27 protein-coding genes and 1 riboswitch are annotated in these 24,731 nt (G+C 60.7%); of the genes, 13 read left to right on the top strand and 14 right to left on the bottom strand.

The genetic code is table 11. The annotated features are described in order from the left end of the window. Nucleotides 1-323: 323 nt before the first annotated feature. Nucleotides 324-2,117, top strand: a complete 1,794-nt coding sequence (locus FHT92_RS11840) for an acetolactate synthase 3 large subunit (protein ID WP_183825196.1) — start codon at nt 324-326, stop codon at nt 2,115-2,117. A 26-nt stretch (nt 2,118-2,143) separates the two neighbouring features. After that, nucleotides 2,144-2,716: an acetolactate synthase small subunit gene (gene ilvN / locus FHT92_RS11835; RefSeq protein WP_183825193.1), complete on the top strand. Its 573-nt coding sequence runs from the start codon at nt 2,144-2,146 to the stop codon at nt 2,714-2,716. Nucleotides 2,717-2,749: 33 nt separating this feature from the next. Here the strand turns inward: ilvN and FHT92_RS11830 are convergent, their stop codons facing one another. Beyond that, entirely contained in the window at nt 2,750-3,595 is an 846-nt protein-coding gene (locus FHT92_RS11830; protein WP_183825190.1) for an aldo/keto reductase, read from the bottom strand. 151 nt (nt 3,596-3,746) lie between these two features. Between FHT92_RS11830 and FHT92_RS11825 the strand changes: the two genes are divergently transcribed. Continuing rightward, the gene (locus FHT92_RS11825) at nt 3,747-4,340 is read left to right on the top strand and encodes a LysE family translocator (RefSeq protein ID WP_183825187.1); all 594 of its coding nucleotides are present in this window, start codon (nt 3,747-3,749) and stop codon (nt 4,338-4,340) included. On the opposite strand, the gene FHT92_RS11820 is transcribed toward FHT92_RS11825, so the two are convergent. Both FHT92_RS11820 and FHT92_RS11815 read right to left on the bottom strand, forming a co-directional pair. Beyond that, nucleotides 4,332-4,802 carry a DUF2269 domain-containing protein gene (locus FHT92_RS11820; protein ID WP_183825184.1) on the bottom strand — a complete coding sequence of 157 codons (471 nt, stop codon included), beginning with the start codon at nt 4,800-4,802 and terminating at the stop codon, nt 4,332-4,334. The two genes, FHT92_RS11825 and FHT92_RS11820, sit on opposite strands and share 9 nt — an antisense overlap. Further along, nucleotides 4,802-6,082, bottom strand: a complete 1,281-nt coding sequence (locus FHT92_RS11815) for an SDR family oxidoreductase (protein WP_183825181.1) — start codon at nt 6,080-6,082, stop codon at nt 4,802-4,804. The genes FHT92_RS11820 and FHT92_RS11815 overlap by 1 nt, the downstream gene beginning before the upstream one ends. A gap of 156 nt (nt 6,083-6,238) precedes the next feature. Here FHT92_RS11815 and nthA point away from each other — a divergent pair, with 156 nt between their 5' ends. Genes nthA through FHT92_RS11800 form a run of 3 tightly spaced genes read left to right on the top strand, consistent with a single transcriptional unit; the run spans nt 6,239 to nt 7,927 of the window. Next, the gene (nthA, locus tag FHT92_RS11810; RefSeq protein WP_183825178.1) at nt 6,239-6,913 is read left to right on the top strand and encodes a nitrile hydratase subunit alpha; all 675 of its coding nucleotides are present in this window, start codon (nt 6,239-6,241) and stop codon (nt 6,911-6,913) included. Next, nucleotides 6,910-7,569: a nitrile hydratase subunit beta gene (nthB, locus tag FHT92_RS11805; protein ID WP_183825175.1), complete on the top strand. Its 660-nt coding sequence runs from the start codon at nt 6,910-6,912 to the stop codon at nt 7,567-7,569. The genes nthA and nthB overlap by 4 nt, the downstream gene beginning before the upstream one ends. Next, the gene (locus FHT92_RS11800; protein ID WP_183825172.1) at nt 7,556-7,927 is read left to right on the top strand and encodes a nitrile hydratase accessory protein; all 372 of its coding nucleotides are present in this window, start codon (nt 7,556-7,558) and stop codon (nt 7,925-7,927) included. Before nthB ends, FHT92_RS11800 begins: the two co-directional genes overlap by 14 nt. Before the next feature lie 20 nt (nt 7,928-7,947). Here the strand turns inward: FHT92_RS11800 and FHT92_RS11795 are convergent, their stop codons facing one another. The 4 genes from FHT92_RS11795 to FHT92_RS11780 form a co-directional block, all read right to left on the bottom strand. After that, complete coding sequence (locus tag FHT92_RS11795) at nt 7,948-8,730, bottom strand: anti-sigma factor family protein (protein ID WP_183825169.1); 783 nt, start codon at nt 8,728-8,730, stop codon at nt 7,948-7,950. Then, nucleotides 8,727-9,242: an RNA polymerase sigma factor gene (locus FHT92_RS11790; RefSeq protein ID WP_183825166.1), complete on the bottom strand. Its 516-nt coding sequence runs from the start codon at nt 9,240-9,242 to the stop codon at nt 8,727-8,729. Before FHT92_RS11790 ends, FHT92_RS11795 begins: the two co-directional genes overlap by 4 nt. Before the next feature lie 10 nt (nt 9,243-9,252). Next, a complete protein-coding gene (locus FHT92_RS11785; RefSeq protein ID WP_183740531.1) occupies nt 9,253-9,633 on the bottom strand; it encodes a hypothetical protein in 381 nt (126 codons plus the stop codon). Nucleotides 9,634-9,721: 88 nt separating this feature from the next. Then, nucleotides 9,722-10,753: a sensor domain-containing diguanylate cyclase gene (locus FHT92_RS11780; protein WP_183825163.1), complete on the bottom strand. Its 1,032-nt coding sequence runs from the start codon at nt 10,751-10,753 to the stop codon at nt 9,722-9,724. A 170-nt stretch (nt 10,754-10,923) separates the two neighbouring features. Next, nucleotides 10,924-11,004, top strand: a riboswitch (ZMP/ZTP riboswitch). 26 nt (nt 11,005-11,030) lie between these two features. Here FHT92_RS11780 and FHT92_RS11775 point away from each other — a divergent pair. The 3 genes from FHT92_RS11775 to FHT92_RS11765 all read left to right on the top strand — a co-directional run bounded on the left by FHT92_RS11775 (nt 11,031) and on the right by FHT92_RS11765 (nt 14,525). Then, nucleotides 11,031-12,323 carry a bifunctional folylpolyglutamate synthase/dihydrofolate synthase gene (locus tag FHT92_RS11775; protein ID WP_246735241.1) on the top strand — a complete coding sequence of 431 codons (1,293 nt, stop codon included), beginning with the start codon at nt 11,031-11,033 and terminating at the stop codon, nt 12,321-12,323. A gap of 160 nt (nt 12,324-12,483) precedes the next feature. Continuing rightward, the gene (locus FHT92_RS11770) at nt 12,484-13,263 is read left to right on the top strand and encodes an alpha/beta fold hydrolase (protein ID WP_183825158.1); all 780 of its coding nucleotides are present in this window, start codon (nt 12,484-12,486) and stop codon (nt 13,261-13,263) included. A gap of 134 nt (nt 13,264-13,397) precedes the next feature. Then, entirely contained in the window at nt 13,398-14,525 is a 1,128-nt protein-coding gene (locus tag FHT92_RS11765) for an ATP-dependent RecD-like DNA helicase (protein ID WP_183740518.1), read from the top strand. A gap of 57 nt (nt 14,526-14,582) precedes the next feature. Here FHT92_RS11765 and FHT92_RS11760 read toward each other — a convergent pair whose 3' ends face one another. Beyond that, complete coding sequence (locus FHT92_RS11760) at nt 14,583-15,275, bottom strand: MerR family transcriptional regulator (RefSeq protein ID WP_183825155.1); 693 nt, start codon at nt 15,273-15,275, stop codon at nt 14,583-14,585. A 446-nt stretch (nt 15,276-15,721) separates the two neighbouring features. Between FHT92_RS11760 and FHT92_RS11755 the strand changes: the two genes are divergently transcribed. Continuing rightward, nucleotides 15,722-16,474, top strand: coding sequence for a pyridoxine 5'-phosphate synthase (locus FHT92_RS11755; RefSeq protein WP_183740513.1), 753 nt, complete (start codon nt 15,722-15,724; stop codon nt 16,472-16,474). Nucleotides 16,475-16,519: 45 nt separating this feature from the next. Here the strand turns inward: FHT92_RS11755 and FHT92_RS11750 are convergent, their stop codons facing one another. Next, nucleotides 16,520-17,401 carry an SDR family oxidoreductase gene (locus FHT92_RS11750; RefSeq protein ID WP_183825152.1) on the bottom strand — a complete coding sequence of 294 codons (882 nt, stop codon included), beginning with the start codon at nt 17,399-17,401 and terminating at the stop codon, nt 16,520-16,522. A 119-nt stretch (nt 17,402-17,520) separates the two neighbouring features. On the opposite strand from FHT92_RS11750, the gene FHT92_RS11745 reads away from it, so the two are divergent. Further along, nucleotides 17,521-17,952: a helix-turn-helix domain-containing protein gene (locus FHT92_RS11745; RefSeq protein ID WP_183825149.1), complete on the top strand. Its 432-nt coding sequence runs from the start codon at nt 17,521-17,523 to the stop codon at nt 17,950-17,952. Nucleotides 17,953-17,987: 35 nt separating this feature from the next. On the opposite strand, the gene FHT92_RS11740 is transcribed toward FHT92_RS11745, so the two are convergent. From FHT92_RS11740 to FHT92_RS11725, 4 genes are all read right to left on the bottom strand, one after another. After that, nucleotides 17,988-19,196 (bottom strand): MFS transporter, encoded by a 1,209-nt coding sequence (locus FHT92_RS11740; protein ID WP_183825146.1) that lies wholly within the window; start codon nt 19,194-19,196, stop codon nt 17,988-17,990. Between the two features lie 93 nt (nt 19,197-19,289). Then, nucleotides 19,290-19,904, bottom strand: a complete 615-nt coding sequence (locus tag FHT92_RS11735) for a TetR/AcrR family transcriptional regulator (protein ID WP_183825143.1) — start codon at nt 19,902-19,904, stop codon at nt 19,290-19,292. Between the two features lie 60 nt (nt 19,905-19,964). Further along, the gene (locus tag FHT92_RS11730; RefSeq protein ID WP_183825141.1) at nt 19,965-20,882 is read right to left on the bottom strand and encodes a bifunctional helix-turn-helix transcriptional regulator/GNAT family N-acetyltransferase; all 918 of its coding nucleotides are present in this window, start codon (nt 20,880-20,882) and stop codon (nt 19,965-19,967) included. A gap of 62 nt (nt 20,883-20,944) precedes the next feature. Beyond that, nucleotides 20,945-21,667, bottom strand: a complete 723-nt coding sequence (locus FHT92_RS11725) for an aspartate/glutamate racemase family protein (protein ID WP_183825138.1) — start codon at nt 21,665-21,667, stop codon at nt 20,945-20,947. A 151-nt stretch (nt 21,668-21,818) separates the two neighbouring features. Here FHT92_RS11725 and FHT92_RS11720 point away from each other — a divergent pair, with 151 nt between their 5' ends. Next, complete coding sequence (locus FHT92_RS11720) at nt 21,819-22,283, top strand: Lrp/AsnC family transcriptional regulator (protein ID WP_183825135.1); 465 nt, start codon at nt 21,819-21,821, stop codon at nt 22,281-22,283. Between the two features lie 9 nt (nt 22,284-22,292). Here the strand turns inward: FHT92_RS11720 and FHT92_RS11715 are convergent, their stop codons facing one another. Further along, nucleotides 22,293-23,078, bottom strand: coding sequence for a phosphotransferase (locus tag FHT92_RS11715; protein ID WP_183825132.1), 786 nt, complete (start codon nt 23,076-23,078; stop codon nt 22,293-22,295). A 176-nt stretch (nt 23,079-23,254) separates the two neighbouring features. Here FHT92_RS11715 and FHT92_RS11710 point away from each other — a divergent pair, with 176 nt between their 5' ends. Continuing rightward, nucleotides 23,255-24,520, top strand: a complete 1,266-nt coding sequence (locus FHT92_RS11710; protein ID WP_183825130.1) for an NAD(P)/FAD-dependent oxidoreductase — start codon at nt 23,255-23,257, stop codon at nt 24,518-24,520. Nucleotides 24,521-24,731: the final 211 nt, after the last annotated feature.

The raw sequence follows: 24,731 nt of genomic DNA, 5'->3' as shown, positions 1-24,731 counted from the left end.
ACTCCCTGCATTAACGGACAGGATAGAATCGATCCTTTAATAAATCCTTCAGCCCCAGAATTGGATGGTTGGCGCGATTGCCGGGCTTTCGATTTTTTATTACCGAATGCGTTGACGCTGCGAAATTTTCTGTCTATCACTTCCGCCCATGACAATTTCGAACGTTCTTATCGTGGTGGGAAAGCGCATGGGCAGGATGGTGTAACCATCCGGCGATAGCCACCCATGCGCTAGACGAAGGCTCCTCAGGGGCCTTTTTTTATGCCCGAAATCAGGGCTTCCGGCCACAAACTCAAATCCTCAGCATCAAACGGAACAGACACATGGCGAGCACGGATAATCAAGCGGACAGCAATCGGATGACGGGAGCGGAAATCGTTCTCCGCGCGCTGAAGGACAATGGCGTCGAGCACATCTTCGGCTATCCCGGCGGCGCTGTTCTGCCTATCTATGACGAGATCTTCCAGCAGGAAGACGTCAAGCACATCCTCGTTCGCCATGAGCAGGGCGCCGGCCATGCGGCCGAAGGTTACGCCCGCTCCACTGGTAAGGTCGGCGTCATGCTGGTGACCTCTGGCCCGGGCGCTACCAACGCCGTCACGCCGCTGCAGGATGCCCTGATGGATTCCATTCCGCTCGTCTGCCTGACTGGCCAGGTTCCGACCTCGCTCATCGGTTCGGATGCCTTCCAGGAATGTGACACCGTCGGCATCACGCGCCCCTGCACCAAGCACAACTGGCTGGTCAAGGATGTCAACGAGCTCGCCGCCGTCATCCATGAAGCCTTCCGTATTGCGCAGTCGGGCCGTCCGGGTCCTGTCGTCGTCGATATTCCGAAGGACGTTCAGTTTGCCACCGGCACCTATACGCCGCCGGCCGATCACGCGATCCAGAAGAGCTATCAGCCGAAGATCCAGGGTGATCTGAACCAGATCCATGCGGCAATCGAGATGATGGCGAATGCTCGCCGGCCGATCTTCTATACCGGCGGCGGCGTCATCAATTCCGGCCCGGAAGCCTCCCGCATGCTGCGCGAGCTGGTCGAACTCACCGATTTCCCGATCACCTCGACGTTGATGGGCCTCGGCGCCTACCCGGCATCCGGCAAGAACTGGCTGAAGATGCTCGGTATGCACGGCTCCTACGAAGCCAACATGGCAATGCATGATTGCGACGTCATGGTCTGCATCGGCGCCCGTTTCGACGACCGCATCACCGGCCGCCTGAATGCCTTCTCGCCGAATTCCAAGAAGATCCATATCGATATCGATCCGTCCTCGATCAACAAGAACGTTCGTGTCGATCTCGGCATCCGCGGCGATGTCGGCCACATCCTGGAAGACATGATCCGCCTGTGGCGGGCGCTGCCAAAGAAGCCGGAGAAGAGCCGTCTCGACGCATGGTGGGGCGATATTGCCCGCTGGCGCGCACGCAACTCCTTCGCCTATACGAGGAGCAATGACGTGATCATGCCGCAATATGCGCTGGAGCGTCTCTTTGCCCTGACCAAGGACCGCGACACCTACATCACGACCGAAGTCGGCCAGCACCAGATGTGGGCGGCGCAGTTCTTCGGCTTCGAACAGCCGAACCGCTGGATGACCTCGGGTGGCCTTGGCACGATGGGTTACGGCCTGCCGGCAGCTCTCGGCGTGCAGATCGCCCATCCGGAGAGCCTCGTCATCGACATTGCCGGCGATGCCTCGATTCAGATGTGTATCCAGGAAATGTCGGCGGCGATTCAGCACAATGCGCCGATCAAGATCTTCATCATGAACAACCAGTACATGGGCATGGTGCGCCAGTGGCAGCAGCTCTTGCATGGCAACCGCCTGTCCAATTCCTATACGGAAGCGATGCCCGACTTCGTGAAGCTCGCCGAAGCCTATGGCGCGGTTGGCCTGCGCTGCGAAAAGCCTGATGATCTCGATGCGACGATCCAGGAGATGATCGACGTCAAGAAGCCGGTCATCTTCGATTGCCGCGTCGCCAATCTCGCCAACTGCTTCCCGATGATCCCCTCGGGCAAGGCCCATAATGAAATGCTGCTGCCGGACGAAGCCACGGACGAAGCGGTCGCCAATGCGATCGACGCCAAGGGCCGTCAGCTAGTATAAAACAGATAGGTAGGAACCCTAGGATCATGAACGCACACCTTCAACCCACCGGCTCTGCCTATTTCATCTCTCCGGAAACGGCAGCCATCGAGAGCCATACACTCTCGGTGCTGGTCGATAACGAGCCGGGCGTCCTTGCACGCGTCATCGGCCTGTTCTCCGGCCGCGGCTACAATATCGAAAGCCTCACGGTTTCGGAGACGGAGCATCAGGCGCATCTGTCGCGCATTACCGTCGTGACGCGCGGCACGCCGCAGGTGCTGGAGCAGATCAAGGCGCAGCTGGAGCGAATCGTGCCCGTGCATCGCGTGGTGGATCTGACGGTGCGCGCCCGCGAGCTCGGTCAGGAGCGGCCGATCGAGCGGGAAGTGGCGCTCTTGAAGGTGATCGGCAGCGGTGAAACCCGCGCCGAAACGCTTCGCCTTGCCGATGCCTTCCATGCCAAGGTGGTGGATGCGACGATCGATCATTTCATCCTGGAGATCACCGGGAAATCCTCCAAGATCGACCAGTTCATTGCGATCATGAAGCCGCTCGGCCTCATCGAAGTCTGCCGCACCGGCATTGCCGCGATGAACCGCGGCGCGCAGGGCATGTAATCATCCTTGTAAATCAGTTCGCGCCGCTGGTGGTCAGAGCATCTCCAGCGGCGTTTTCTTTGCCGGCGGCGGGAAGGCGGCGTCGAGGGCTTCCCAGTCCTCGTCGGTGATATCGAGAGAGACGCAGTCGCGGTTTTCGCGGACGCGCCCGATATTCGAGGTCTTGGGAATGACGAAGACGCCGTCGCGTTCGAGCAGGAAGGCGAGCGCCAGCTGAGCTGGAGTGGCCTGATTGGCCTTGGCGATATGGATCAGATCGGGGTGGTGCAGAATGCGACCCTGTTCGATCGGCGAATAAGCCATAACCGGAATATTGCGGTTCTGGCACCAGGGCAACAGGTTGTATTCGATGCCGCGGCGGGCGAGATTGTAGAGCACCTGATTGGCGGCGACATTCTTGCCGCCAGGTACGGAAAGCAACTCCTCCATGTCGTCCGTATCGAAGTTGGAGACGCCCCAGGCACGGATCTTGCCTGAGGCCTTCAGTGTCTCGAAGGCTTCCACAGTCTCGGCGAGCGGATAGTTGCCGCGCCAATGCAGAAGATAGAGATCGATGCGGTCGGTGCCGAGGCGTTCGAGGCTACCGTCGCAGGATGCAATCGTGCCCTTGCGGCTGGCATTCCAGGGATAGACCTTGCTGACGATGAAAGTCTCGTCACGACGCCCCTTGATCGCCTGGCCGACGATTTCCTCGGCGCCGCCATCGCCATACATTTCGGCGGTATCGATCATCGTCATGCCGAGATCGAGGCCGGCCCGGAGGCTGGCGATCTCCTGCACCGCATGCCCGGCATCCTCACCCATGCCCCAGGTGCCCTGGCCAAGCGCTGGGACTTCGGTGCCATCGGGGAAAGTGATGGTGGGGATCGGATCGTCCATGGCGGTTCTGGTCCTTTGCGTGCTTGGCAGACTATCAGGTAATCCTGTCACCATGACAATCATGTTATGGTGACAAGGGTTTAGGGCAGTTATGCTGACCGAATTCCAACGAGCTACCGCTTTATCAATATGTGCAGTCTGGGGAGGCTTCATGCCGCTGGATACGTTTCTGGCACTGCTGCTCTTTGCCTTTACGACCTCCATCACGCCGGGGCCGAACAATATGATGCTGTTTGCCTCGGGTGTGAATTTCGGCTTCCGCCGCACGATCCCGCACATGTTTGGCATCGGGGCGGGGTTCCTCTCGCTACTGCTCGGCGTCGGGCTTGGGCTGGGCGCATTGCTGCATACGATGCCGGTCGTCTATACGGCGCTGAAGTTTGCCGGCGGGACTTATCTCGTCTGGATCGCCTGGAAGATCGCCAACTCGCGGTCGCTGAGCGAAGGCAAGAGCGGCGTGAAACCGATGTCGTTCCTCGGTGCTGCGGCCTTTCAGTGGGTCAATCCGAAGGCCTGGGTGATGGCGGTGACGGCGATGGCGACCTACACGAATCCGCAGCTTTATATGATCAGCGTGCTGCTGGTCGGCCTTGCCTTTGCGGCGGTCAATGTGCCCTCCGTTTCCACCTGGGCGGGTTTCGGCTCTGCTCTCAGGGAGTGGCTGTCCGATCCTGTCAGGCTAAAATGGTTAAATATCACCATGGCGGTGCTGCTCGTGCTCAGCCTCTGGCCGATGCTAAAGTAGAGTCGGCTTTGTGAGCATCAGCCAGAGAATGCCCGTTACAGCGAAGAAGGCTGGGAAGCCGAAGGCGAACCAGATGCGGTAGAGGCTGAAATAGGCTGACGGTAGCGCGGTGCCCGAGGCGGCAGCGGTGCGCGCCAGATTGCGCAGCCGAATCTGGATCCAGACGACCGGCAGCCAGAAAATGCCGGTCACGATGTAGAGCACCAGCGAGAGCGCAATCCAACCTTCCGTCAGATCCCAGCCGATGATGCGGGCGAGAAGGTAGCCTGTCACCGGCTGGAGAATGGCCGCCGTGGTCGTGAAGATCGTATCGGCGATGACGACGGTGCCGCTGACATGGGCGATGAGTACCGGGTCGCGGGTACGGTGTGCCATCACCATGAAGAAGGCGATGCCGGCACCGGTGCCGAAGAGCACGGTCGCTCCGACGACATGGGCAAAAAGCAGGAGTTCTGCAAGCATCAGCGTTCATCCAGAATGGCAAGGGCGGTAAGCGTCAGGAGCAGCGACGGCAGTATCTTGACAAGCGGCCCGAGCGGATCGAGCCAGAGCGTGGGCTCCAGTACCGTACCGCCGGCGAGATAGGCAAGCGAGACGGCGATCATGCCGAGAAGGGCGCGGTGAGCGAAGGGGCGGAAGAGCACGGCCGCGCCGAGGGCCATATCGATCAGGCAGGTGAGAATCGTCAGCACCATGGCCGCATCGGCGGGCATGAAAGGCAGGAAGTGGGCGGCTGCCTGTTCCGGCGCCAGAAGCGGGATCAGGCCTGACAGAAGCCAGAACAGCGACAGGCCTATTATGACGGGCGCCTTTAAGAGATAGAGGCGGGCGAACCACAGGTCCTGCACGCCGGAGGGATTGGCGGCAAGTGTTTGGGCGGCCGACAAGGTTGGGTGGCCTGATGGCGTCGGGCTGTTCATGCTGACACCCTCGGACATGACGGTCATGGCGGTGGAGCGGAGCGGCGAACGCCAGCCGAGATAACCGGCCATATCGGCAAGCCATGTCACCGGCCTTGCGAGGAGAGGCGGAATGGACAAGACCGGAGCATCCGGCAGGCCGAGCCAGGCGCGATGCAGTTTGACGAGGCTCGCGAGTGTGTGCCGTTCCTCGGCCGCCAGTTCGATATCGCTGCCGGAGGGGAGTGAGCCTGAGATTGCGGCCGAGACGGCAGCGGCGACATCGTCAACAGCGACGGTCTCGACGGCGCTGTCGGCGTGAATGAGCGGCAGAACGAAGGGGAAGGCTGAGAGTGTGCGCAACAGCGCCGTGCCGCCATGGGCATTGCGGCCGAGGACGAGAGAGGGGCGCAGGATCACATAGGGTAAGCCTGACGATGCAAGGGCGGTATCGGCGGCGCGTTTGGTGGCGAGGAAAGGCAGATTGCCGCCGGCGCGGTCCGTTTGCGCGGAAATCTGGACGATGAGTATCGAGGAGGGTTTTGCTGCGGCATAGAGGCCGAGCATGGCCTCAGTCTGCGTTGCCGCGAGATCGTCTGAGAGGCCGTCTTGAAGCGCGCCGGCGCAGTTGACGACGACATGCTGCGCTTTGAGGATATCGCGCCAGTCATCGGGTTGCGTCATCCGGGACAGATCGGCGCGGCGCCACTGAATTGTCGGTTGCTTCCGGGCAGCGCGGGCGGGAGTGCGACCGAGCCCCGTTACGACATGGCCTTCGTCGGCAAGGCGTGCCGCGATGACGGAACCGATAAAGCCTGTGGCGCCAAGAATCAGGATGTTCATGGGGTGAGCCTAGCGCAGAAAGCTTAAAGGCTTGGCGGCTCTGTGACATATGTTTAAAACTATTGCCGACGCTTCGGGCCACTAGCCGGGTTGAGCCACAGGTCTCAGCCCGTCCTTCGGACCCCTCGCCGGGGAGAAGGGGAGGAGGACATTAGCTTGCACGACCACGACGATCATCACCACGATCATGGCCATAGCCACGATAATTACCACGACAACCACTATTCCGACATGCAGGCGCGCGTGAAAGCGCTGGAGACGCTGCTGACGGAGAAGGGGCTGATCGATCAGGCGGCGATCGATGCGATTGTCGAGACTTATGAGACGAAGGTCGGGCCGCGCAATGGTGCGCGTGTCGTTGCGAAGGCTTGGAGCGATCCGGACTTCGCCGAATGGCTGAAGCGAGACGCGACGGCGGCGATTGCCAGCCTTGGCTATAGCGGCCGGCAGGGTGAGCATATGCGTGCGGTCTTCAACACGGCCGACACGCATAATCTCATCGTCTGCACGCTCTGCTCCTGCTATCCGTGGTCGGTGCTCGGCCTGCCGCCGGTCTGGTACAAGGCGCCGGCCTATCGCTCGCGCGCGGTCATCGATCCGCGCGGTGTTCTTGCTGAATTCGGGCTGACGCTGCCGGAAAGCAAGAAGATCCGTGTATGGGATTCGACGGCGGAGCTGCGTTATCTCGTCATTCCCGAGCGGCCGGACGATACCGAAGGCATGGACCAGGAAGCGCTTGCCGATCTCGTCAGTCGTGACGCGATGATCGGCACGGCGATTGCCCATAGTCCGGAGGCATCGGCTGCCGGCAGCCTGGGGGTGCCGGCGTGAACGGTCCGCACGATCTCGGCGGGCAGATGGGCTTCGGCCCGGTTGCGCCCGAAAAGAACGAACCCTATTTTCATGACGAATGGGAAAAGCGGGCGCTCGGCATCACGCTTTCCTGCGGTGCGTTCGGCGCCTGGACGATCGATGAAAGCCGTCATGCGCGGGAGAACATCCCGCCGGCCGATTACCTTGCGGCGAGCTATTACGAAATCTGGATCCGCGGCATCGACACGCTGCTGGAGCGCCATGGTTTTGCGACGCGCGAAGAGCTGCTCTCCGGCCATAAACTGCAGGATGGGGCTGTGCCGAAGCGGGTGCTGAAGGCGGAGATGGTGCCGGCCGTGCTTGCCAAGGGCGGTCCCTGCGACCGGCCGGTCGAGACGGCGCCGCTCTTCGTCGTCGGCGAAACCGTCAAGACGAAGAATTTCAATCCGGTCACCCATACGCGGCTGCCGCGATATGCGCGGGCCAAGACCGGTGTCGTCGAAGCGGTGCAGGGCTCCTTCGTCTTCCCTGACGACAATGCGCATGGCAAGGGGGAGAATCCGCAATGGCTCTATACCGTTGTCTTCGATGGCGGCGAGATCTGGGGCGAGGGGGCAGACCCGTCGCTGACGATCTCGATCGATGCCTGGGAGAGCTATCTTGAGCGCGTGTGAGGTACCATCCGAGCTGGCGCAATCGCCGGGTTTGCCGAAGTCACCTGAAGGTGATCCGGTCTTTCCCGAGCCCTGGGCAGCGGAAGCCTTCGCCATGACCGTGCATCTGCATGAGAGGGGGCTGTTTACCTGGAGCGAATGGGCGGAAACTTTGTCGTGTGAATTGCTCAGGCACGGCAGAGCGGAAGATGGCAGCGATTATTTCGACTGCTGGGTGGCAGCACTTTCCAATCTGATCGTCAGGCGTGGCGTGGCGGATGCCGATGCGATCCTCGACCTGCAAAAGAGCTGGCAGCGGGCGGCAGAGGCGACGCCGCATGGCAAGCCGATCGAGCTTGTCAACGATCCGATGCGCTGAGCTCTGCCGCAGTTCCCGCTTCAGGACGGGAACTGCCGATAACATTCTTCCGCCACCTTGCGCAGCATGTCGCGAGAGATTTCACCCGTTACCGCATAGCCGAGTTCACCGTCGATCCAGTAGAAGGTCTCGACATCCTTGGCGGAGGCGAAGCGGAAGCTCGTCGTTTTGTTTTCCTTGTTGCGGCCGACGATGACGGTCAGGCGTTCTCCGGCCTGATCCTCGTACATGAACATCGCGCCTGGCTTGCCATCGACTGGCAGGAGGCGGCCGCCGACCAGGTGAAAGCCGAGGGATTTGAGGTCCGGCACCTTGAGGTCGGGGATCGCCAGGCGCTTGCCGAGCCAGGTGGCAAGATGGGCCTCCTCATTGGCGAAGACTTCGACCGGGTGGCGCACTTCGCTGGCATAGACAAGGAAGGCGGTTTCGGCCTGTTTCGGCAGGGTTTCGGATTCGGCAACCTGCAGTGGCGGACGTTCGAAGAGCGGCGGGATGAATCGGCCGCTGACGGCTCCGAGTGCGAAGAGTGCGACGGCGGCAGCGGCAAATGCGGAGTGCATCTTCCAGGGGGAGGCCGGCTCTTCCGTTGTCACAAGCTTGAGATCGGTGTCGCGACTCTTCTCGTAGCCTGCAAACAGGGATTTGATGCCGGCATTCTGAGTCTGCCAGCCGGCGACAACGGTAGCTTCATCGGGGTTTTCGGCGAGATAGGCTTCCACGCGGGCGCGGGCTGCTTCCGACAATTGCCCATCGGCGTAAGCGTGCAGATCCGCTTCGGTCACGGTGAGGTTGGTCTCGTTCATTTCGGTCTCCGAAGCGTAATCACATTATCGGCTTTCATATGCTCGCTCATGCGCTGGCGGGCGCGCGACAGGCGCGACATGACGGTGCCGATCGGGATATCCAGCATGGTTGCGACTTCGCCGTAGCTGTAGCCTTCGATGACGACGAGCATCAGCACAGAGCGGTGTTCTTCGGACAGGCTGTCGAGCGCCCGTTCGAGCCGCAGGCGTTCCAGCGGGTCAGCTTGAGCATCCGGGCTGGCTATCTCTTCGGCGGCATCGAGTTCGACCAGCCTCTCGCGGGGGCTTGCACGGCGGGTATTGCGGTAGAGGTTGGTCATCGTCGTCAGGACCCAGCCGCGCAAATTGAGGCCGCGCCACTGGCCGCGCCGGGCCAGAACCTTTTCCACGCAATCCTGAAGCAGATCCTCGCCTTCGGCATCTGAGCGGGTGAGACTGCGGGAATAGCGGCGGAGCGAGGGAAGGAGGGCCAGGATCTGGCCCTCGAACGTATCGGGTGGAGGCTTCTTCACGCTAGCCTCATCAGGGCTTGGCGACATCCCAGACACCGCCGACGCCGTCGCCGGTGGCATCGCCGGACTTGGTGTCCTTCACAAAGTAATAGAGCGGCATGCCGTCCTTTGCCCACTGCTTCTTTCCATCCTTGCGTTCGACGAGCGAGTATGCGCCTTCGGCCTTGGCACCGCTAGCGGCGAGGAAGGGCGGCCAGTTGGTGGCGCACTTGTCGTAGCAGTTCGTCATGCCCTTTTCGTCTTTCTTGTAGGTATAGAGCGTCATGCCCTTTTCGCCGGCCAAAACCTTGCCCTTGGCCGTTTCGACGGTGGTGACGGCCGGGGCTGCAAAGGCTGCAGTGGCGGTGGCAGCGACGAGCGCAAGCACGGACAGGAATTTCACGGACTTCATGGTTTCTCTCCTCGGGTTAGGCACGCATGTTTGCGATACCTGACATGAGACACGGCAAGCGTCCGTTTTATTCCGTTTCTTTCAAGTGTCAGTTCGGATTGAAAACCACATAGCAGTCCCGTCCGGCAGCCTTGGCGTTATAGAGGGCACCATCGACGTTGCGCAGCAGGTCTCTGTGGCGGCCACCGCCTTGCGGGGCAAGGGCTGCACCGATACTCAGGCGGGCCCGGATAATATTTCCCTCGATAGTGAAGGGGCTGCGGAACGCCGAGAGCAGGCGTTCGGAGACGGAGACCAACGCTTCGGTGTTCGGCGGGTTCGGTACGAAGACCGCAAACTCGTCACCGCCCATGCGCACGACGATGTCGCTGGAGCGGATGACCGAACGGATCCGATTTGCCGCCTCCCGCAGCACCTCGTCGCCGATATGGTGGCCGAGCGTATCGTTGATCGACTTGAAGCCGTCCATGTCGAGATAGAGGGCGCCAAATGTCTGGCCGGAGGCGAGGGCTGATTCCAGCGCGCGATCGACGATGGCATCGAGCGCCGATCGGTTAAGGAAGCCGGTCAGCGGATCGGTCATGGCCGCAGTGCGCAGGCTGCTTTCGGCAAGGCCCATGACGAAATTCGCTTTTTGCAGGCGCAGAAGCGCGCTCGCGACATGGGCGAAACGGCGGAGATTGGCTGCCTCTTTTTCGGTGAAGAGGCGCGGCTTCTGGTCGAGGATGCAGAAGGCGCCGATTACCAGCTCGTTTTCCAGTTCCAGCGGTGCGCCGGCATAAAACCGGAAATGCGGTGGGCCCGTCACATAGGGCGCGGCATTGAGTTCCGCATCCTGTTCCAGATCGGGAACGACGACCATGTCGTTTGTGAAGACGACACGAGTGCAGAAAGAAAGGTCGCGCGGGCATTCCGAAAGCTGCATGCCCGCTTCACTAGCGATGCGCAGCCAGTCCTCGTCGACGATGTTAACGGCGGCATAGGGCGTCGCGAACGCATCCTTGGCGAGCTCGGCAAGGGCCGCAAGCTCCGGCGTCGGGCTGCTGCTGATGGCGCTCAGCGAGCGCACGGCAAGCAACCTCTGCGGTTCATTGACTGGAATCCGGACAGTCTGCCCCATTCGAATCTCCGCCTCTATCAAAGACAACGAATAGAAATGGCCCTACTGAATCTCCGCAAGGGCTAAAATTCGCCAGCGTTAACTGGCAGTTGCCGCGGGCGGCGTCGCGGCGGAGTGCTGCCGATGACGCTTGCGAGGCTAGGCAAGGCAACTGAAAGGTTCTAGTGTCCGCCCGCCTGCGTGACTGGCGAGACAGATGGAGAACCATCGGGAAGCGCAGGTCTCCGCCGCCGCTCGCCTGGGCACCAAAATAAATCCTGTAACGTGTGCCATGCCCATGCAGAACCAGAATCCCCGCCTCATCGAAGCCCTTTCGCAACTTGATAAGCTTACAAACTGGGAGCAGCGTCCGCGCGGCGAGATGCGTGTCGGGCTGGAGCCGATCCTCGATCTCTCGGCCCGTCTCGGCAATCCCCACCGCGCATTCCGTTCTATCCATGTTGCGGGCACCAAGGGCAAGAGTTCGACCTCGGCGTTGCTGGAAGCCGGCTTGCGCCATGCTGGCATTTCCGTCGGGCGTTATGCTTCTCCGCATGTCGAGCATATTTCCGAGCGCGTCAGCGTGAACGGCCGTCCGGTTGAGGAAGCGGTGCTGGCCGAGGCGCTTTTCCTGGCGCTCGATGCCTTGCGGGCGGCGAGGTCGGAAGGAACTGCTGCGGAAGCCGCGACATGGTTTGACATGCTGACGGCCGCGGGTTTTCTGATCTTCCGCGATGCCGGCATCGAATGGGCAGTAGTTGAGACAGGCCTGGGCGGACGGTTGGATTCGACCAATATCGTCGATAGCGATGTTTCCATCATCACCAATATCGGCCTCGAACATACGGAGATATTGGGCAAGACGCGGGCAGCCATTGCCTTCGAAAAGGCCGGTATCATCAAGCCGCGCACAACCGTCGTGACACCGCTTGAAGCAGATGACGAGGCGGGTGTGGTGATTGCCAAGCGCGCTGTCGATATCAACGCGCGGCTTATCCGGCCAGATTTTTTCGGGCTGAAGACGATTGCAGAGCGCAATGTCGCCGTTGCAGGTGCCGCACTCGACGTGCTGGGCGAACTCGGCGTGGAGGCGCAGGAGGGCCGGACGGTTGGCGGATGGCTGATCGACAAGGCGGCCGAGCAGGAATCGCAATTGCCGGGGCGGCTGGAGCGCTTCGTTGTGCCCGTCGTGGGCAGGGGCGTTTCCGTCGCGCTCGACGGGGCGCATGTGCCCTTCAATCTCGAAGCCGTGCTTGACGATCTCTCCGGCATGGAGGGGTTTACCGGACCGGGCATCGCGGTCGTTGCGATTGCGGCGGATAAGGATGCCGCCGGGCTCCTTGACGTGATGGGCCGTTACGGTATCTCGCCGATCTTCACCTCGGTTTCGGACCGTTTCCGCTCGCCTGCCGAATTGCAGAAACTTGCCGATAAGATCGGTCTTTCCAGCGACGTGATCGAGGATCCGCAGAAGGCTTATGAAAAGGCACTCGAGCGGGCTGCCGCCGGCGCCTGGGTGATCCTCACGGGGTCGCTTTATCTCGTTGGGGTTCTACGCAAGCGGATCATTGGGGAAGCCGCGGAAGGCTAGCGGCGCGGAACAGGGCCGATTGCGATTATCCTCGGTCGGCTTGCGATCCTGAAATTTCAGTCTCACGGAATAGTGAAACCTTCGTGCCAGTCATTTCTATTGTGCGCAATTAAATTGTACGATATCAGTCTCGTCGTTGGCACTCGAAAGGAAACACAACATGCGTAATTTTCTGAAGATTTCTCTGGTTGCCGGTGCGATTGCCGCGATGGCTTCTCCCTCGTTTTCGGCAGATGCGAAGCCGACGGTGGTCCTGGTGCATGGCGCTTTCGCCGATGCGTCGAGCTGGAACGGCGTCATCAAAAAGCTCGAAAAAGATGGCTACCCGGTGGTCGCTATCGCCAATCCGCTTCGCGGCGTCAAATCCGATGGTGACTATGTCAGGCGTGTTGTTGCGGGCGTGAAGACCCCTGTCGTCCTGGTCGGGCATTCCTACGGCGGCTCAGTGATCACCGACGCTGCCTCATCCGCAACCAATGTGAAATCGCTTGTCTATGTCGCGGCATTTGCACCCGACAATGGTGAAACCGCTGCAGCCCTGTCCGGCAAATTTCCGGGCGGCACTTTGGCATCTGCCCTTGCCGAACCCGTCGCCTTGGACGGAGGCGTGAAGGACCTCTACATTGACCAGGCCAAATTCCATGATCAGTTCGCAGCCGACGTGCCGAAAGACGAAGCTCGCCTGATGGCGGCAACGCAGCGACCGATCACCGACGCGGCGCTGAACGAAGCTACCGACAAGGCAGCGTGGAAGACGATCCCGGCTTATTTCGTCTATGGCGATGCGGATAAGAACATTCCCGCAAAGGCCCTGCAGTGGATGGCCGACCGCGCGAAGTCGAAGGATACGGTCGTGGTGCATGGCGCATCCCACGTCGTCATGGTCTCTCATCCCGACAAGGTCGCGAAGTTGATCGAAGAGGCAGCTACGAGCAAGTAGCCTGCGACGCAGCTCGCTCGCAGGCGCCAGCTTCAAACGATGCGGGCCGGGGATCGTCGGCCCGGCACGCATCCACGCATCATCAAGGGAATTTCGCCTTGCCTATGCCGGGCGAATCCTGCCAAGTCGCTTCCATGCAATTCGCCCCTCAACAGGATGAAGCCCTGAAGGCCGTTTCCAATTGGCTGAAGGAGGGCAGGTCGCCGCTCTTCCGTCTGTTCGGCTATGCCGGAACGGGCAAGACGACGCTTGCCAAGCATTTTGCCGAACATGTGGATGGCGACGTGCTGTTTGCGGCCTTCACCGGCAAGGCGGCGCAAGTGCTGCGCTCGCGGGGGGCATCGAATGCCAAGACCATCCATTCGCTGATCTACCGGCCGCGCGGCGAGGAAGAGGTGGAGGATGAGGAAACCGGCAAGACTTCGATCGCGCCGATGTTTTCCATCAACCGCCAGAGCCCGGTCGCCAAGGCGGCGCTGATCATCGTCGACGAATGCTCGATGGTGGACGAGGCGCTCGGCAAGGACCTGATGAGTTTCGGCACGCCGATCCTCGTGCTCGGTGATCCCGGCCAGCTGCCGCCGGTGTCGGGCGGTGGCTATTTCACCAATCAGGAGCCGGATTATCTGTTGACAGATATCCACCGGCAGGCGCGCGACAATCCGATCATCCAGCTTGCCATGCAGGTGCGCGAGGGCAACGAGATCATGTATGGCGACTACGGCAAGGCGCAGGTGATCTCGAAGAACGAGGTGACGCAACCGCTCGTCATGGATGCCGATCAGGTACTTGTTGGCACAAACAAGACGCGGCGGCGCTATAACCAGCGCCTGCGGGAACTCAAGGGTTTTACGACCGAACATCCGCAGACCGGCGACAAGCTGGTCTGCCTGCGCAACGATCCGGCAAAGGGCCTGCTCAACGGCTCGCTCTGGCAGGTCATGACCTCATCCAAGGAAACGACGAAGCCGGGCATCAATCTGCTGGTCCGCCCCGAAGATGACGACATGGATCGGGGGGCTGCGAAGATCAAGCTCCTGAAGCAAGCCTTCGAGAATGTGGAAGGCGAGATTCCCTGGAACACGCGCAAGCGCTATGACGAGTTCGACTACGGCTATGCGCTGACCGTGCACAAGGCGCAAGGTTCGCAGTGGAACAATGTCGTGCTGTTCGACGAAAGCTGGGCTTTCCGCGATACGCGCGAGCGCTGGCTTTACACCGCGATTACACGGGCAGCAGAAACGCTGACGATTGTCCGCTGAAGATTGGCGTTCACTGCCGTGCAGATGCGGTGGCGGCCGCAGCCGGCGTGGGCAGAATCAGGCCTGCACGATGCCGAGGAGAACCGCCTTGGCGATGGCCTGGAAGCGGTTATTGGCATGGAATTTCATGATAATGTCGGCTTCGAGTGCGCGCGCTTCCTCGTGTCTGAGGTCGAGGGCGCGGGCGATGCGCTGCGTCGAATATCCCTCGGCCATCAGCTCCAGGCATTGGCGCTCCTGATCGGTCAGGCTCGCAGGATCCCTGTTGTCATTAATCGGCGGTAGATCGAGGCTGCTGTCATAATCGAGAAGATCGCTCACCTGCTGCAACTGCCGGTGCAGGGTCGACATCTCGGCCGTCAGCTCGCGCTTGCGCTGGGAAAGGGCCTCGCGGAAGATCGACTCGGCCTCTTCCTGTGAGACTGCGCTGCGCAAGACGTCCATCAATTCCTGGATGACGGCAATCGGCATGCCGGTTTCGCGGCAGACGGTGATGACCGCCATGCGCATCACATCATCCTGATCGTAAACGCGCATCAGGCCGATGCGGTTGGCGGAAATTAGGCCCTTCTCTTCGTAGAAATGCAGCGTCCTGTGCGTGACGCCGAAAGCATTTGCCATGTCGGCGATGGGAATGGGACCTTGCGGAATATCCGGCGGCAAAGCAGCCGAAGGCAGGAACCGGTATTTCGACCGGGCCTCCGAAGCTATACCGGCGGCAGCAAACATACGTTTGGAACCGTCTGGCATGAACCCTCCTGGGGCAGATAGTTGCACCTCATGCGGCTTTGCCAGTTGCTTCCGGAGCGCGGCGAGCGGGGTTTCCTCTAGCGTTCTTATCGTTGGAAGAAGCAGTACTCGGCGTACTTACTCGTTACGCAGTGCCCACAATATGCGCGGACGGTTTCTTTTGTAAGTGCTAAAAATAACCGTTTTCAAATGGGATAGCAATGTTGCGGCATCTCAATCCGCCTCTTGCTTGGTGTGTGGTAAAATAGAACCACACGTTCCGCCGTCGCTGATGAGTGATCTTTTGACGGAACGGGAGTTACTATTCTCGGTACGCCCATGATGTCGACCGAGGTGGCGCGCGCGACCATCAAGGGCAGGCATGAATGCATGCGCGAATCTCATTGGCGTTCGCGGGCGGCTTGTCTTAAAAGCAGAGCCAGTCTCCACCCCAGACGGATATCGCCATGCCCGCCAAACTCTCCGTGAACCTCAATGCAATCGCCATGCTGCGCAACCGGCGCGATCTGCCCTGGCCAAGCGTGGAAGGGCTTGGGCGTGTTGCGCTTGCCGCCGGCGCTTCGGGGCTGACCGTGCATCCGCGGCCGGACCAGCGGCATATCCGCTTTTCCGATCTGCCTGTGATCCGCAATCTGATCGACGACGAGTTTCCGGAAGCCGAATTCAATATCGAGGGCTATCCGACGGAGGAATTCCTGGAGCTTTGCGCTGGGGCGCAGCCGGAGCAAGTGACACTGGTGCCTGACGATCCTTCGCAGGCGACGTCCGATCATGGCTGGGATTTCCGCAAGCATCAGGCGTTGCTGACAGATGTCGTGGCGCGGTTGAAGAAAATGGGATGCCGTGTTTCGCTCTTTGCCGATGGCGACGGCGACGCAGAGGCGGTGAAGGCCGCGAAGGCGACGGGTGCCGATCGGATCGAGCTTTATACCGGCCCCTATGGGGGCTGCTACGATGCGCCGGAACGTGTGGGACCGATCCTCGAAGGGCTCGGCAAGACGGCGGATGCCGCACTTGCGCTGGGCCTTGCTGTCAATGGCGGCCATGACCTGACGGTGGCAAATCTGCCTGCGCTGATCAAGCGCATTCCCGATCTCGCCGAAGTCTCGATCGGCCACGGGCTGACGGCGGATGCGTTGGAATATGGCATGGCGGAGACGGTGCGCCGCTTCTGCCGGGCCTGCGGCCAGAAGATCTGAAGAGGCCCGCCCTCGGTGGATGCGAGGGCGGGACTTTAGGCCGGCTCAGGCGGTGAGCGCGGCCTTGTTGGCGACGAAGTAATCCTTCAGCGACTGCGGCTGCTTACCCGTCAGCTTGGCGAAATCGTCGGTGACGATATCGAACTTGCCGGCGCGTATATTGGCATCGGCGGAAACCAGCATGTCGGCGACAAAGCCCGGCAGGCCGGCGCCACGGATGCCCTGGCCGAGTTGCTCGTCGCTGACCGGTACGACTTCCAGCGGCTTGCCGGTGGCCTCGGTGACGATTGAGGCGATTTCCTTTGAGGTCAGCGACTGCTTACCGGTCAGCGTGTAAGTGCCGTTGGTACCGGCGGCGAGGACGGAAGCGATGGCGAGCGCGCAGTCGTCACGCGAGATTGTCGAGATTTTGCCGTCACCTGCTGAGGTGAACCACTTTCCGGTCTGCAGATTGTGCGGCATGCCGTGCAGGTAGTTGTCGTGATACCAGGCGTCGCGGACGATCGCGTAAGGGATGCCGCTTTCCTTGATGGCATTTTCCGTGCCCAGATGGTCGGGCGCGAAAGTGACGAGCGAATTGTCCGGTGACGGCATGGAAGTGTAAGTGATGTGCTTCACCTTGGCCTTCACAGCAGCAGCGACGGCTGCCTTGTGCTGGGTCAGGCGCTTGCCGGGTGTGTCAAGCGCGTCAGTGCTGATGATCAGCAGGCGGTCGACACCGGCGAAGGCAGCTTCGAGGCCGGCGGCATCATCGAAATCCGCCTTGCGGGTGATCACACCCTGGGCGGCGAGGGTGGCGAGCTTCTCCGGACTGCGGGTTGCGGCGACGATGTTTGCCGGGGCGACCTTGTAGCTTTCGATCAGGTGATGAATGACACGCTGGCCGAGCTGGCCTGCAGCGCCGGTGACGAGAATGGTTTCGCTCATGGTATCCTCTAGTGGTTGACAGGTAGTCTCAAAAAGAGAGTAACACTAGAATAGGAATTGACCCGAGACTGTAAAGAAGGCAGTTTTTCGGGAGTTCGTTACCAAAAGGGAACCAGCTCATGGCCGGAACAGTCGTCAATCTGAAAGCGAGAACAGACCAAGCCGAAGGGCTGGGTGCACGGCGCGAGATCGACCTCGCGAGCCTGGATTTCACCAATTGCCCGGTTCGTGATGTGTTACAGCAGATCGGTGGCAAATGGTCGACGCTGATTCTCGAAGCGCTTGCCAAACAGCCCTATCGTTTCGGCGAGTTGCGCCGGATGATCCCCGATATTTCCCAGCGCATGCTGACCCAGTCGCTGCGTGACCTGCAGCGGGACGGCTATATCGAGCGGGAGGTTTTTCCGACGAAGCCGCCGAGTGTGGAATACCGGATGACGGAACTTGGGCGATCGCTCTATACGGCGCTGTCACAGTTGTTGAACTGGGCTGAGGCGAACCATGACCAGGTTCGCGCGGCACGCCTCCAATTCGATACCGAGCAGGGGTAGGGGGCAGGCGGTCGAGCCGCCTGACCCGGACATGATTACTTCCCGCGGCCTTCCGTCAGGAAGAACAGGAAAGCGAGTGCCGGGAAGCAGAAGCCGATCCAGGCCGCCAGCGTCCATCCACCGGTTGCATAGGCCCAGCCGCCGAGTGCCGAACCGATCGCGCCGCCGGTAAAGAAGGTCGCCATGAACAGGCCGTTCAGGCGGCCGCGATGTTCCGGGCTCAGGCCGTAGATGGCGCGCTGGCCGCAGACGAGATTGGTCGTCACGCCGAAATCCAAGAGGATCGCGGCAGCCGTCAGCAGGATGAGCGCCGTCAGCGAGCCGTCGGCGGCGAACTGGCTGATGAGGAAGGAACCCATGCCGAGCAGCATGGCGAGCGTGGAGGCGATCTTCGTCATGCCTCGGTCGGCCAGGCGGCCGGCGATCGGCGAGGCGATGGCGCCGGCGGCACCAGCGAGCGCGAAGAGGGCGATGCCGCTCTGCGATATGCCGAAAGCGGGGCTTGCAAGCAGCAGCGGCGCTGTCGTCCAGAACAGGCTGAAGGCGCCGAACATGCCGGCCTGATAGAGGGCGCGGCGTTGCAGCACCCGCGAATTAAGCGCCAGATGGCCCATGGAGGCCAACAGCTCAGCATAACGCAGCTTCGTGTGGGGAACGCGGACCGGCAGGTTGACGCGCAATACGATGCCGAGTGCGATCATGACGGCGGCGGTGACGTAATAGACCACATGCCAGGACGAGGTTTCGGCAACGAGGCTCGCGAAGGGGCGGGCGAGCATGATGCCGCAGAGCAGGCCGCTCATGACATTGCCGACGACCTGGCCGCGTGTCGCATCCGGCGCCATGCTGGCGGCGAAGGGGACGAGGACCTGTGCTGCGACCGAGGCGAGGCCGATGCAGAGCGAGGCCGTCAGGAACATGGCCGGCGTGGAGGAAAAGGCCGCGCCGATGAGGGCAAGTGCGGAGGCGACAGTCAGCGTCAGGATGAGGCGGCGATTTTCAAAGAGGTCGGCAAGCGGCACCAGAAGCAGAAGGCCGAGGCCGTAGCCGATCTGCGTCAGCGTCACGATCAGGCCGGTTGCTGCCGGCGAGAAGCCGAGATCGGCGCTGATGAGGCCCGCCAGCGGCTGGCCGTAATAAAGGTTGGCGGCGACGAAGCCGCAGGAGGCTGCAAAAAGGAAGGTTAGCCAGGGGGATAGGGCGCGGGGCATGGCCGCATCCCGAGTAGTGGCTGAAACGCTCATCAGAAACTCCAATAGGCAATGATTGGGAGGATTGAATGCAATTTTTTCGTCTGTCGCCACCCGATCCCTGACCGGATGACGGTATTTCTGTCATCAAGTTACGAGACGCATTGCGGCCTCGGCCGCAGCCATCATCTCTTTCTCGCCGCGTCCCGTCCTCCCGATGACGCGAAGGCCCTTTGTCAGGCAGAGAAATGTGAGGGCGGTAGTATCGGCATTTACGGTTGACGGGATCGTGCCATCGGCCTGGCCGATGCGGATGAGATCGGCCATCAGCTTTTCGTCAGCGGAAAAGGCGGCGGCCACATGTTCGGCAGCTTCCTTGTCGAGCAGCGAAATGTCGTTTGCGCCACCAACGACGAGGCAGCCTTTGAGGCCTGCTTCGCCGTGGGAAAGCTCGGCATAATACAGGACCATCTGGAGGACCTTTTCGCGGCCCGTCTTTACGGATGCGATCTTCGCCTCCAGCCGGCCGCGGCCGAGTTGGCGATAGCGCCTGAAGGCGGCAAGAAAGATGCCGCGTTTGTCCTTGAAAGCCTTGTAGACGCTGCCGGAGGCAAGGCCCATTGCTTCGGTCAGTTCGCTGATGGAGGCGGCGTGATAGCCGCGCTCGGAGAAGACGCGCAACGCAGCATCGAGTGCTGCGTCCATGTCGAACTCGCGCGGACGGCCGCGGCTGCGGGTTTTCGTGAGGGTGTCAACGGTCATGGCGCCTAATTAGGGAATGACCGTTTCCAAATCAAGTAAAATTTCTAAGACGCAGCAAAATCAGAGGTCGAGCACCCAGGTCTGGCCGTTCGCTTCCGGGCCGAACATGCGATGTCTCTCTTCGGAGACAAGCCGGAAGCCGGCCTTCTGATAGATAGCGCGGGCGGTGTGGAGGAAGTCGTTGGTCCAGAGCGAAATCTGCCGGTACCCCTTGCGACCGGAGAAGGCGATGCACTCGTCGACGAGTTGCCTGCCAAGGCCGAGACCGCGGGCGGCCTTGTCGACATAGAGCAGGCGGAGCTTGGCAATGCCATCGCCGCCATTGGTGATCAGCACAGAGCCGAGATTGATGCCGGCGCGCTCGGCGATCCAGCAATATTCCATCTCGGGATCGAAATTGGCGAGGAACTTGCCCGCGACGTCGGCGACCAGTCCTTCGAAGCGGAGGTCCCAGCCATATTCCTCGGCATAGAAACGTCCCTGGCTCTGAACGATCCAGCCGATATCGCCAGCGCGATGCGGGCGGATGACGGCGGGTGCCGGTTTCGCCTGAGGGTCGAGGATCGCGCGAATCGTTCGCATGGCGGCAACGGCGGCCTGCGGCTCGCCATCGGCGAGCGTATCGAAGCGGGCGGCGATCTGGGCATTGGAGCGGCTGCCAAGCTCTTCGAACTGGGCACGTCCCCTGGGGGTGACAGTGAGAATCTGGCTGCGCTGATCAGCGGGATCGGGCGTTGCCTCGATGAAGTCTTCTTCGCGAAAGCGCTTGAGGATGCGGCTGAGATAGGCGGGATCGAGCTGCAGGTCGCGGGCGAGGGCGCCGGCATTGACGCCATTGTGCGCGCCGATCTCGAAGAGCACGCGCGCATCGGTCAGCGTGAAGGGGGTATCGAGATAGGCCTTATTCAGAAGGCCGAGGAAGTTCGTGTAGAAGCGATTGAATTCGCGGGCGGATTCGATGAGGGCGATATCGGTCATGGCAGGGTCTCCTGACAGAAACCCTGCTGCTTTTATTTGACTGAGTCAACTAAATTGATGGCTCAGGCCGCGTCTTCTTCTTCGTTTGCGAGTTCTCCCTCGAAGGCGAAATCGACGGCGGCGCGGGCATGGATTGTCGTCGTGTCGAAACCGGGCAGGGGCAGATGATCGGGATCGAGGATGAGGCAGATTTCGGTGCAGCCGAGGATGATGCTATCGGCGCCATTGGCGCGGGCACGTTCGATCACGGCCATCAGTTTTTCACGCGAGCTGTCGAGCACCTTGCCGGCGCAGAGTTCGTTGAAGATGATGTCGTGAACGGTGGTACGGTCGGCTGCGTCAGGCACCATGATGTCGAGACCGAGGCTCTTCATGCGCTCGGTATAGAAGCCGTGCTCCATCGTGTAGCGCGTGGCGAGCAGCAGCGGGCGCTTGCAGCCTGCTGCATGGATCGTCTTGGCGGTCTCGTCGATAATGTGGATCAGCGGCACGGAGATGTGTGTTGCAACTTCGGGCGCGATCAGATGCATGGTATTGGTGCAGATGAGCACGCAATCGGCTCCGGCAATCTGCAGGCGCAGCGCAACATCGCCGAGGCGCGAGGCAGCCATATCCCAAGCTCCGGCCTTCTGGAGGGCAACGATCTCCTCGAAGTTCACCGAATGCATGATCAGTTCGGCAGAGGCGAGACCACCCAGGCGCTCACGCACCATTTCGTTGATGAGACGATAGTAGACTGCCGAACTTTCAAAGCTCATGCCGCCGATGAGGCCGACTATTTTCATGGATGCTCGCTCCCTGGAGTGTTCTCTGATGTCCTGATGATGATGCAGATCGGGCGCGGTGTGTTTGCGTTGTTTGTTCTTTTGCATCGTTCTGTGCTACGCTTTTGCACCATTTTCGATTTTTCTGCAAAATTTCAGCGTGAGGCTTTTCATGATCGACGATCGCGACAGGCGAATTCTCGATATCCTGCAAGAGAATGCGGGCATCTCCGTGACCGAGCTTGCCGAATTGGTGGCGCTTTCGGTTTCCGCCTGTTCGCGGCGCATCCAGCGGCTGGAAGAGACCGGCCATATAGCGCGGCGCATCGTTGTGCTGGATCGCGAGCGGATGGGCGTGCCGACCACACTCTTTGCGCTCATCAAGACCGCACATCATTCCGACGAGTGGACCGAGAGCTTCCGGCGGGCAATCAGCGATATCCCCGAGATCGTCGAGGCGCACCGGCTGACTGGCAACTATGATTACATTCTCAAGATCGTGTTGCCGCGCGTCGAACACTACGATGTCATTTACAAGCGGATCGTGCGCCGCATCGAACTCTTCGATGTCTCCGCCTCGATCTCCATGGAGATTATGAAGAGCGGTACGGCGATACCCGTAGGTTACGCCAACTGAATAAGCGAACTAGGACAAGACTGCCTCCAGCGTTGGTCGATTGCGTAGCATCCAGGACGCACTCCTCGTGCGCCATGTTATCGCCCATAGAGATTCTGGGCCTTTCGTATCCGGCGTGACATGAGCCTCTTTTGCCTGCTCGGCAGCATCGTGAATTGCAAATGCAAGCAGTTTGCCGAAGAAGCCGTCCCGCTGCTTTTTCGAAAAACCGTAACCGTCCAACAGATATCGAACCTGCCGCGCTCTTGCCATTGCCGAGCCAAGGTTCATTCTTTCCGCTATGTCGTCATCGTAAAGCTGGGCATTCAGCCAGCAGGCTTGCGCTAGTTCGGTGTCTATTCCAACCGGTCCGGCAGCCTCCCAATCGATGAGGGCGATTGGCGTGTTAGAGTGAGAGACAATATTCCAGGGGCCGGTGTCGCAGTGGCCAATGACGCGCGGACCAGTTCCGAGCTCACGACCAAACCACCCGCGCCAGATCGCATTGTCAGGGACTTTGAACGAAGATGTCGCCTCGTGGAGTTGCCGGAGCATGCTTCCGAGGAGAGGCAGAGCCTCATCGCTCCAAGGCCCAGGATGGACAAACTCTCCTTCGATAAACGAGAGGGTTTCACGACCCCGCTCGTCAAAGCCCGTGCCGACGACATGGGGACATGCGGCGAATCCCACCTGCTCAAGATGCCTCAGCAGCGAAACTATGACTGGTGACCAAGGGCCACTCTCACGATAAATGACATTGCCCCGTCGAGAAACTTCAGTGCGTCCGCCGCCGGCTAAAATGATTTCGTCGTCCATTCCCGGAATGTACGTGCAAAACGCTTTTGATGACAGTGCGGACAGGACTGACGCAAGGGGCAAATCAGCAGCGAACAAAGCCGATCTGGATGCAGGGCAGGCATGCCGAAACGGCGGTTGAATCCTTCGTTCGAAAGGCGACATTTGTTGCAGCGCAATGACGAAAGGGTAGGGTCATGAGCGAACATCACGTCGTCGTCATCGGCGGCGGTTTCGGCGGGCTGCAGGTCGTCAATGGATTGAAGGGCGCGGGCGTGAAGGTCACGCTGATCGACCGGCGCAACCATCATCTCTTTCAGCCGCTTCTCTATCAGGTGGCAACGACGATCCTGTCTACGTCCGAGATCGCCTGGCCGATCCGCCATCTCTATGCCGACCGGCCCGAGGTGACGACGCTGCTTGGCGAGGTTAACGGCGTCGATGCACAGGCAAAGACCGTTTCCTTACGCAGCGGCATGGTGTTGAATTACGATACGCTGGTGCTGGCAACCGGTGCCACGCACGCCTATTTCGGCCATGACGAATGGGAGCCGGTCGCGCCCGGCCTCAAGACCCTCGAGGATGCGACGACCATTCGCCGCCGCATGCTACTCGCCTTCGAACGGGCGGAGGTGGAAAGCGATCCGGCCGCGCGAAATGCGTATCTGACCTTCTCCATTGTCGGCGCTGGTCCGACCGGGGTGGAGCTCGCCGGCATCATCGCCGAGCTTGCGCATTTCACGCTGCCGAAGGAGTTTCGCAATATCGATACGCGAAAAACCCGCGTCGTGCTGATCGAGGCCGGTCCGCGCGTGCTGCCGGCCTTTGCCGAGGAGCTTTCGGCCTATGCGCAGAAGGCGCTGGAGAAGCTCGGCGTCGAGGTGCTGACGGGAACGCCGGTGACGCAATGCACGGCTGATGGTGTCGCCGTCGGCGAAAACTTCATTCCGAGCCGGACGATCGTCTGGGCGGCGGGCGTGCAGGCTTCGCATGCGGCGCGCTGGCTCGGAGTGCCGGCCGACAGGGCAGGGCGCACCATCGTCGAAAAGGATTTGACCGCACCCGGCCTGCCGGATGTCTTCGTGATTGGCGATACGGCCTTGGTGATACGTGACGATGGCAAGCCGGTGCCGGGCATTGCGCCGGCGGCCAAGCAGCAGGGCGGCTATGTGGCGAAGGTTATCCGCGCCCGCGTCTCAGGCAAGCCGGCACCGGGGCCGTTCAAATACTGGCATCAGGGCAGCCTGGCCACGATCGGCAAGAGTGCGGCGATCATCGATTTCGGTCGCTTCAAGCTTAAGGGCTGGATCGCCTGGTGGATCTGGGGCCTTGCCCATATCTACTTCCTGATCGGCACACGCTCGCGTTTTGCCGTCGCCTGGAACTGGTTCTGGATCTATATGAGCGGCCAGCATAGCGCCCGGCTGATCACCCAGCGCGAGACGATGCGTGACGATGGGTAGCTGGAGGCGTATTTTGCCTTCAGCACCTCGACGGTCGATGTCGCATATCCGGCGAGTGCGACGATCAGGTGGAAGATAAGGCAGGCCTGATTTTTGGGGGAGATGCACCAGGGGCGCGTCACTCGGCGGCGACCGTAAAGGAGAGCGTTGACTTCCCTTCCGTCATGCTCGGGCTTGTCCCGAGCATCTGCAACGTGGCAGATCCTCGGCA

Origin of the sequence: Rhizobium sp. BK377, assembly GCF_014193935.1 — a bacterium.
In the GTDB taxonomy this organism is placed as follows: Bacteria; Pseudomonadota; Alphaproteobacteria; order Rhizobiales; family Rhizobiaceae; genus Rhizobium.
This window is presented reverse-complemented; position numbering and strand designations above follow the sequence as displayed.

Bases quoted from the DNA above. Each gene is read 5' to 3' on its own strand.
- FHT92_RS11840 (WP_183825196.1), top strand. From the start codon at position 324: ATGGCGAGCACGGATAATCAAGCGGACAGCAATCGGATGACGGGAGCG.
- ilvN (WP_183825193.1), top strand. From the start codon at position 2,144: ATGAACGCACACCTTCAACCCACCGGCTCTGCCTATTTCATCTCTCCG.
- FHT92_RS11830 (WP_183825190.1), bottom strand. From the start codon at position 3,595: ATGGACGATCCGATCCCCACCATCACTTTCCCCGATGGCACCGAAGTC.
- FHT92_RS11825 (WP_183825187.1), top strand. From the start codon at position 3,747: ATGCCGCTGGATACGTTTCTGGCACTGCTGCTCTTTGCCTTTACGACC.
- FHT92_RS11820 (WP_183825184.1), bottom strand. From the start codon at position 4,802: ATGCTTGCAGAACTCCTGCTTTTTGCCCATGTCGTCGGAGCGACCGTG.
- FHT92_RS11815 (WP_183825181.1), bottom strand. From the start codon at position 6,082: ATGAACATCCTGATTCTTGGCGCCACAGGCTTTATCGGTTCCGTCATC.
- FHT92_RS11795 (WP_183825169.1), bottom strand. From the start codon at position 8,730: ATGAACGAGACCAACCTCACCGTGACCGAAGCGGATCTGCACGCTTAC.
- FHT92_RS11785 (WP_183740531.1), bottom strand. From the start codon at position 9,633: ATGAAGTCCGTGAAATTCCTGTCCGTGCTTGCGCTCGTCGCTGCCACC.
- FHT92_RS11780 (WP_183825163.1), bottom strand. From the start codon at position 10,753: ATGGGGCAGACTGTCCGGATTCCAGTCAATGAACCGCAGAGGTTGCTT.
- FHT92_RS11775 (WP_246735241.1), top strand. From the start codon at position 11,031: ATGCAGAACCAGAATCCCCGCCTCATCGAAGCCCTTTCGCAACTTGAT.
- FHT92_RS11770 (WP_183825158.1), top strand. From the start codon at position 12,484: ATGCGTAATTTTCTGAAGATTTCTCTGGTTGCCGGTGCGATTGCCGCG.
- FHT92_RS11765 (WP_183740518.1), top strand. From the start codon at position 13,398: ATGCAATTCGCCCCTCAACAGGATGAAGCCCTGAAGGCCGTTTCCAAT.
- FHT92_RS11760 (WP_183825155.1), bottom strand. From the start codon at position 15,275: ATGCCAGACGGTTCCAAACGTATGTTTGCTGCCGCCGGTATAGCTTCG.
- FHT92_RS11755 (WP_183740513.1), top strand. From the start codon at position 15,722: ATGCCCGCCAAACTCTCCGTGAACCTCAATGCAATCGCCATGCTGCGC.
- FHT92_RS11750 (WP_183825152.1), bottom strand. From the start codon at position 17,401: ATGAGCGAAACCATTCTCGTCACCGGCGCTGCAGGCCAGCTCGGCCAG.
- FHT92_RS11745 (WP_183825149.1), top strand. From the start codon at position 17,521: ATGGCCGGAACAGTCGTCAATCTGAAAGCGAGAACAGACCAAGCCGAA.
- FHT92_RS11740 (WP_183825146.1), bottom strand. From the start codon at position 19,196: ATGAGCGTTTCAGCCACTACTCGGGATGCGGCCATGCCCCGCGCCCTA.
- FHT92_RS11735 (WP_183825143.1), bottom strand. From the start codon at position 19,904: ATGACCGTTGACACCCTCACGAAAACCCGCAGCCGCGGCCGTCCGCGC.
- FHT92_RS11730 (WP_183825141.1), bottom strand. From the start codon at position 20,882: ATGACCGATATCGCCCTCATCGAATCCGCCCGCGAATTCAATCGCTTC.
- FHT92_RS11725 (WP_183825138.1), bottom strand. From the start codon at position 21,667: ATGAAAATAGTCGGCCTCATCGGCGGCATGAGCTTTGAAAGTTCGGCA.
- FHT92_RS11720 (WP_183825135.1), top strand. From the start codon at position 21,819: ATGATCGACGATCGCGACAGGCGAATTCTCGATATCCTGCAAGAGAAT.
- FHT92_RS11715 (WP_183825132.1), bottom strand. From the start codon at position 23,078: ATGGACGACGAAATCATTTTAGCCGGCGGCGGACGCACTGAAGTTTCT.
- FHT92_RS11710 (WP_183825130.1), top strand. From the start codon at position 23,255: ATGAGCGAACATCACGTCGTCGTCATCGGCGGCGGTTTCGGCGGGCTG.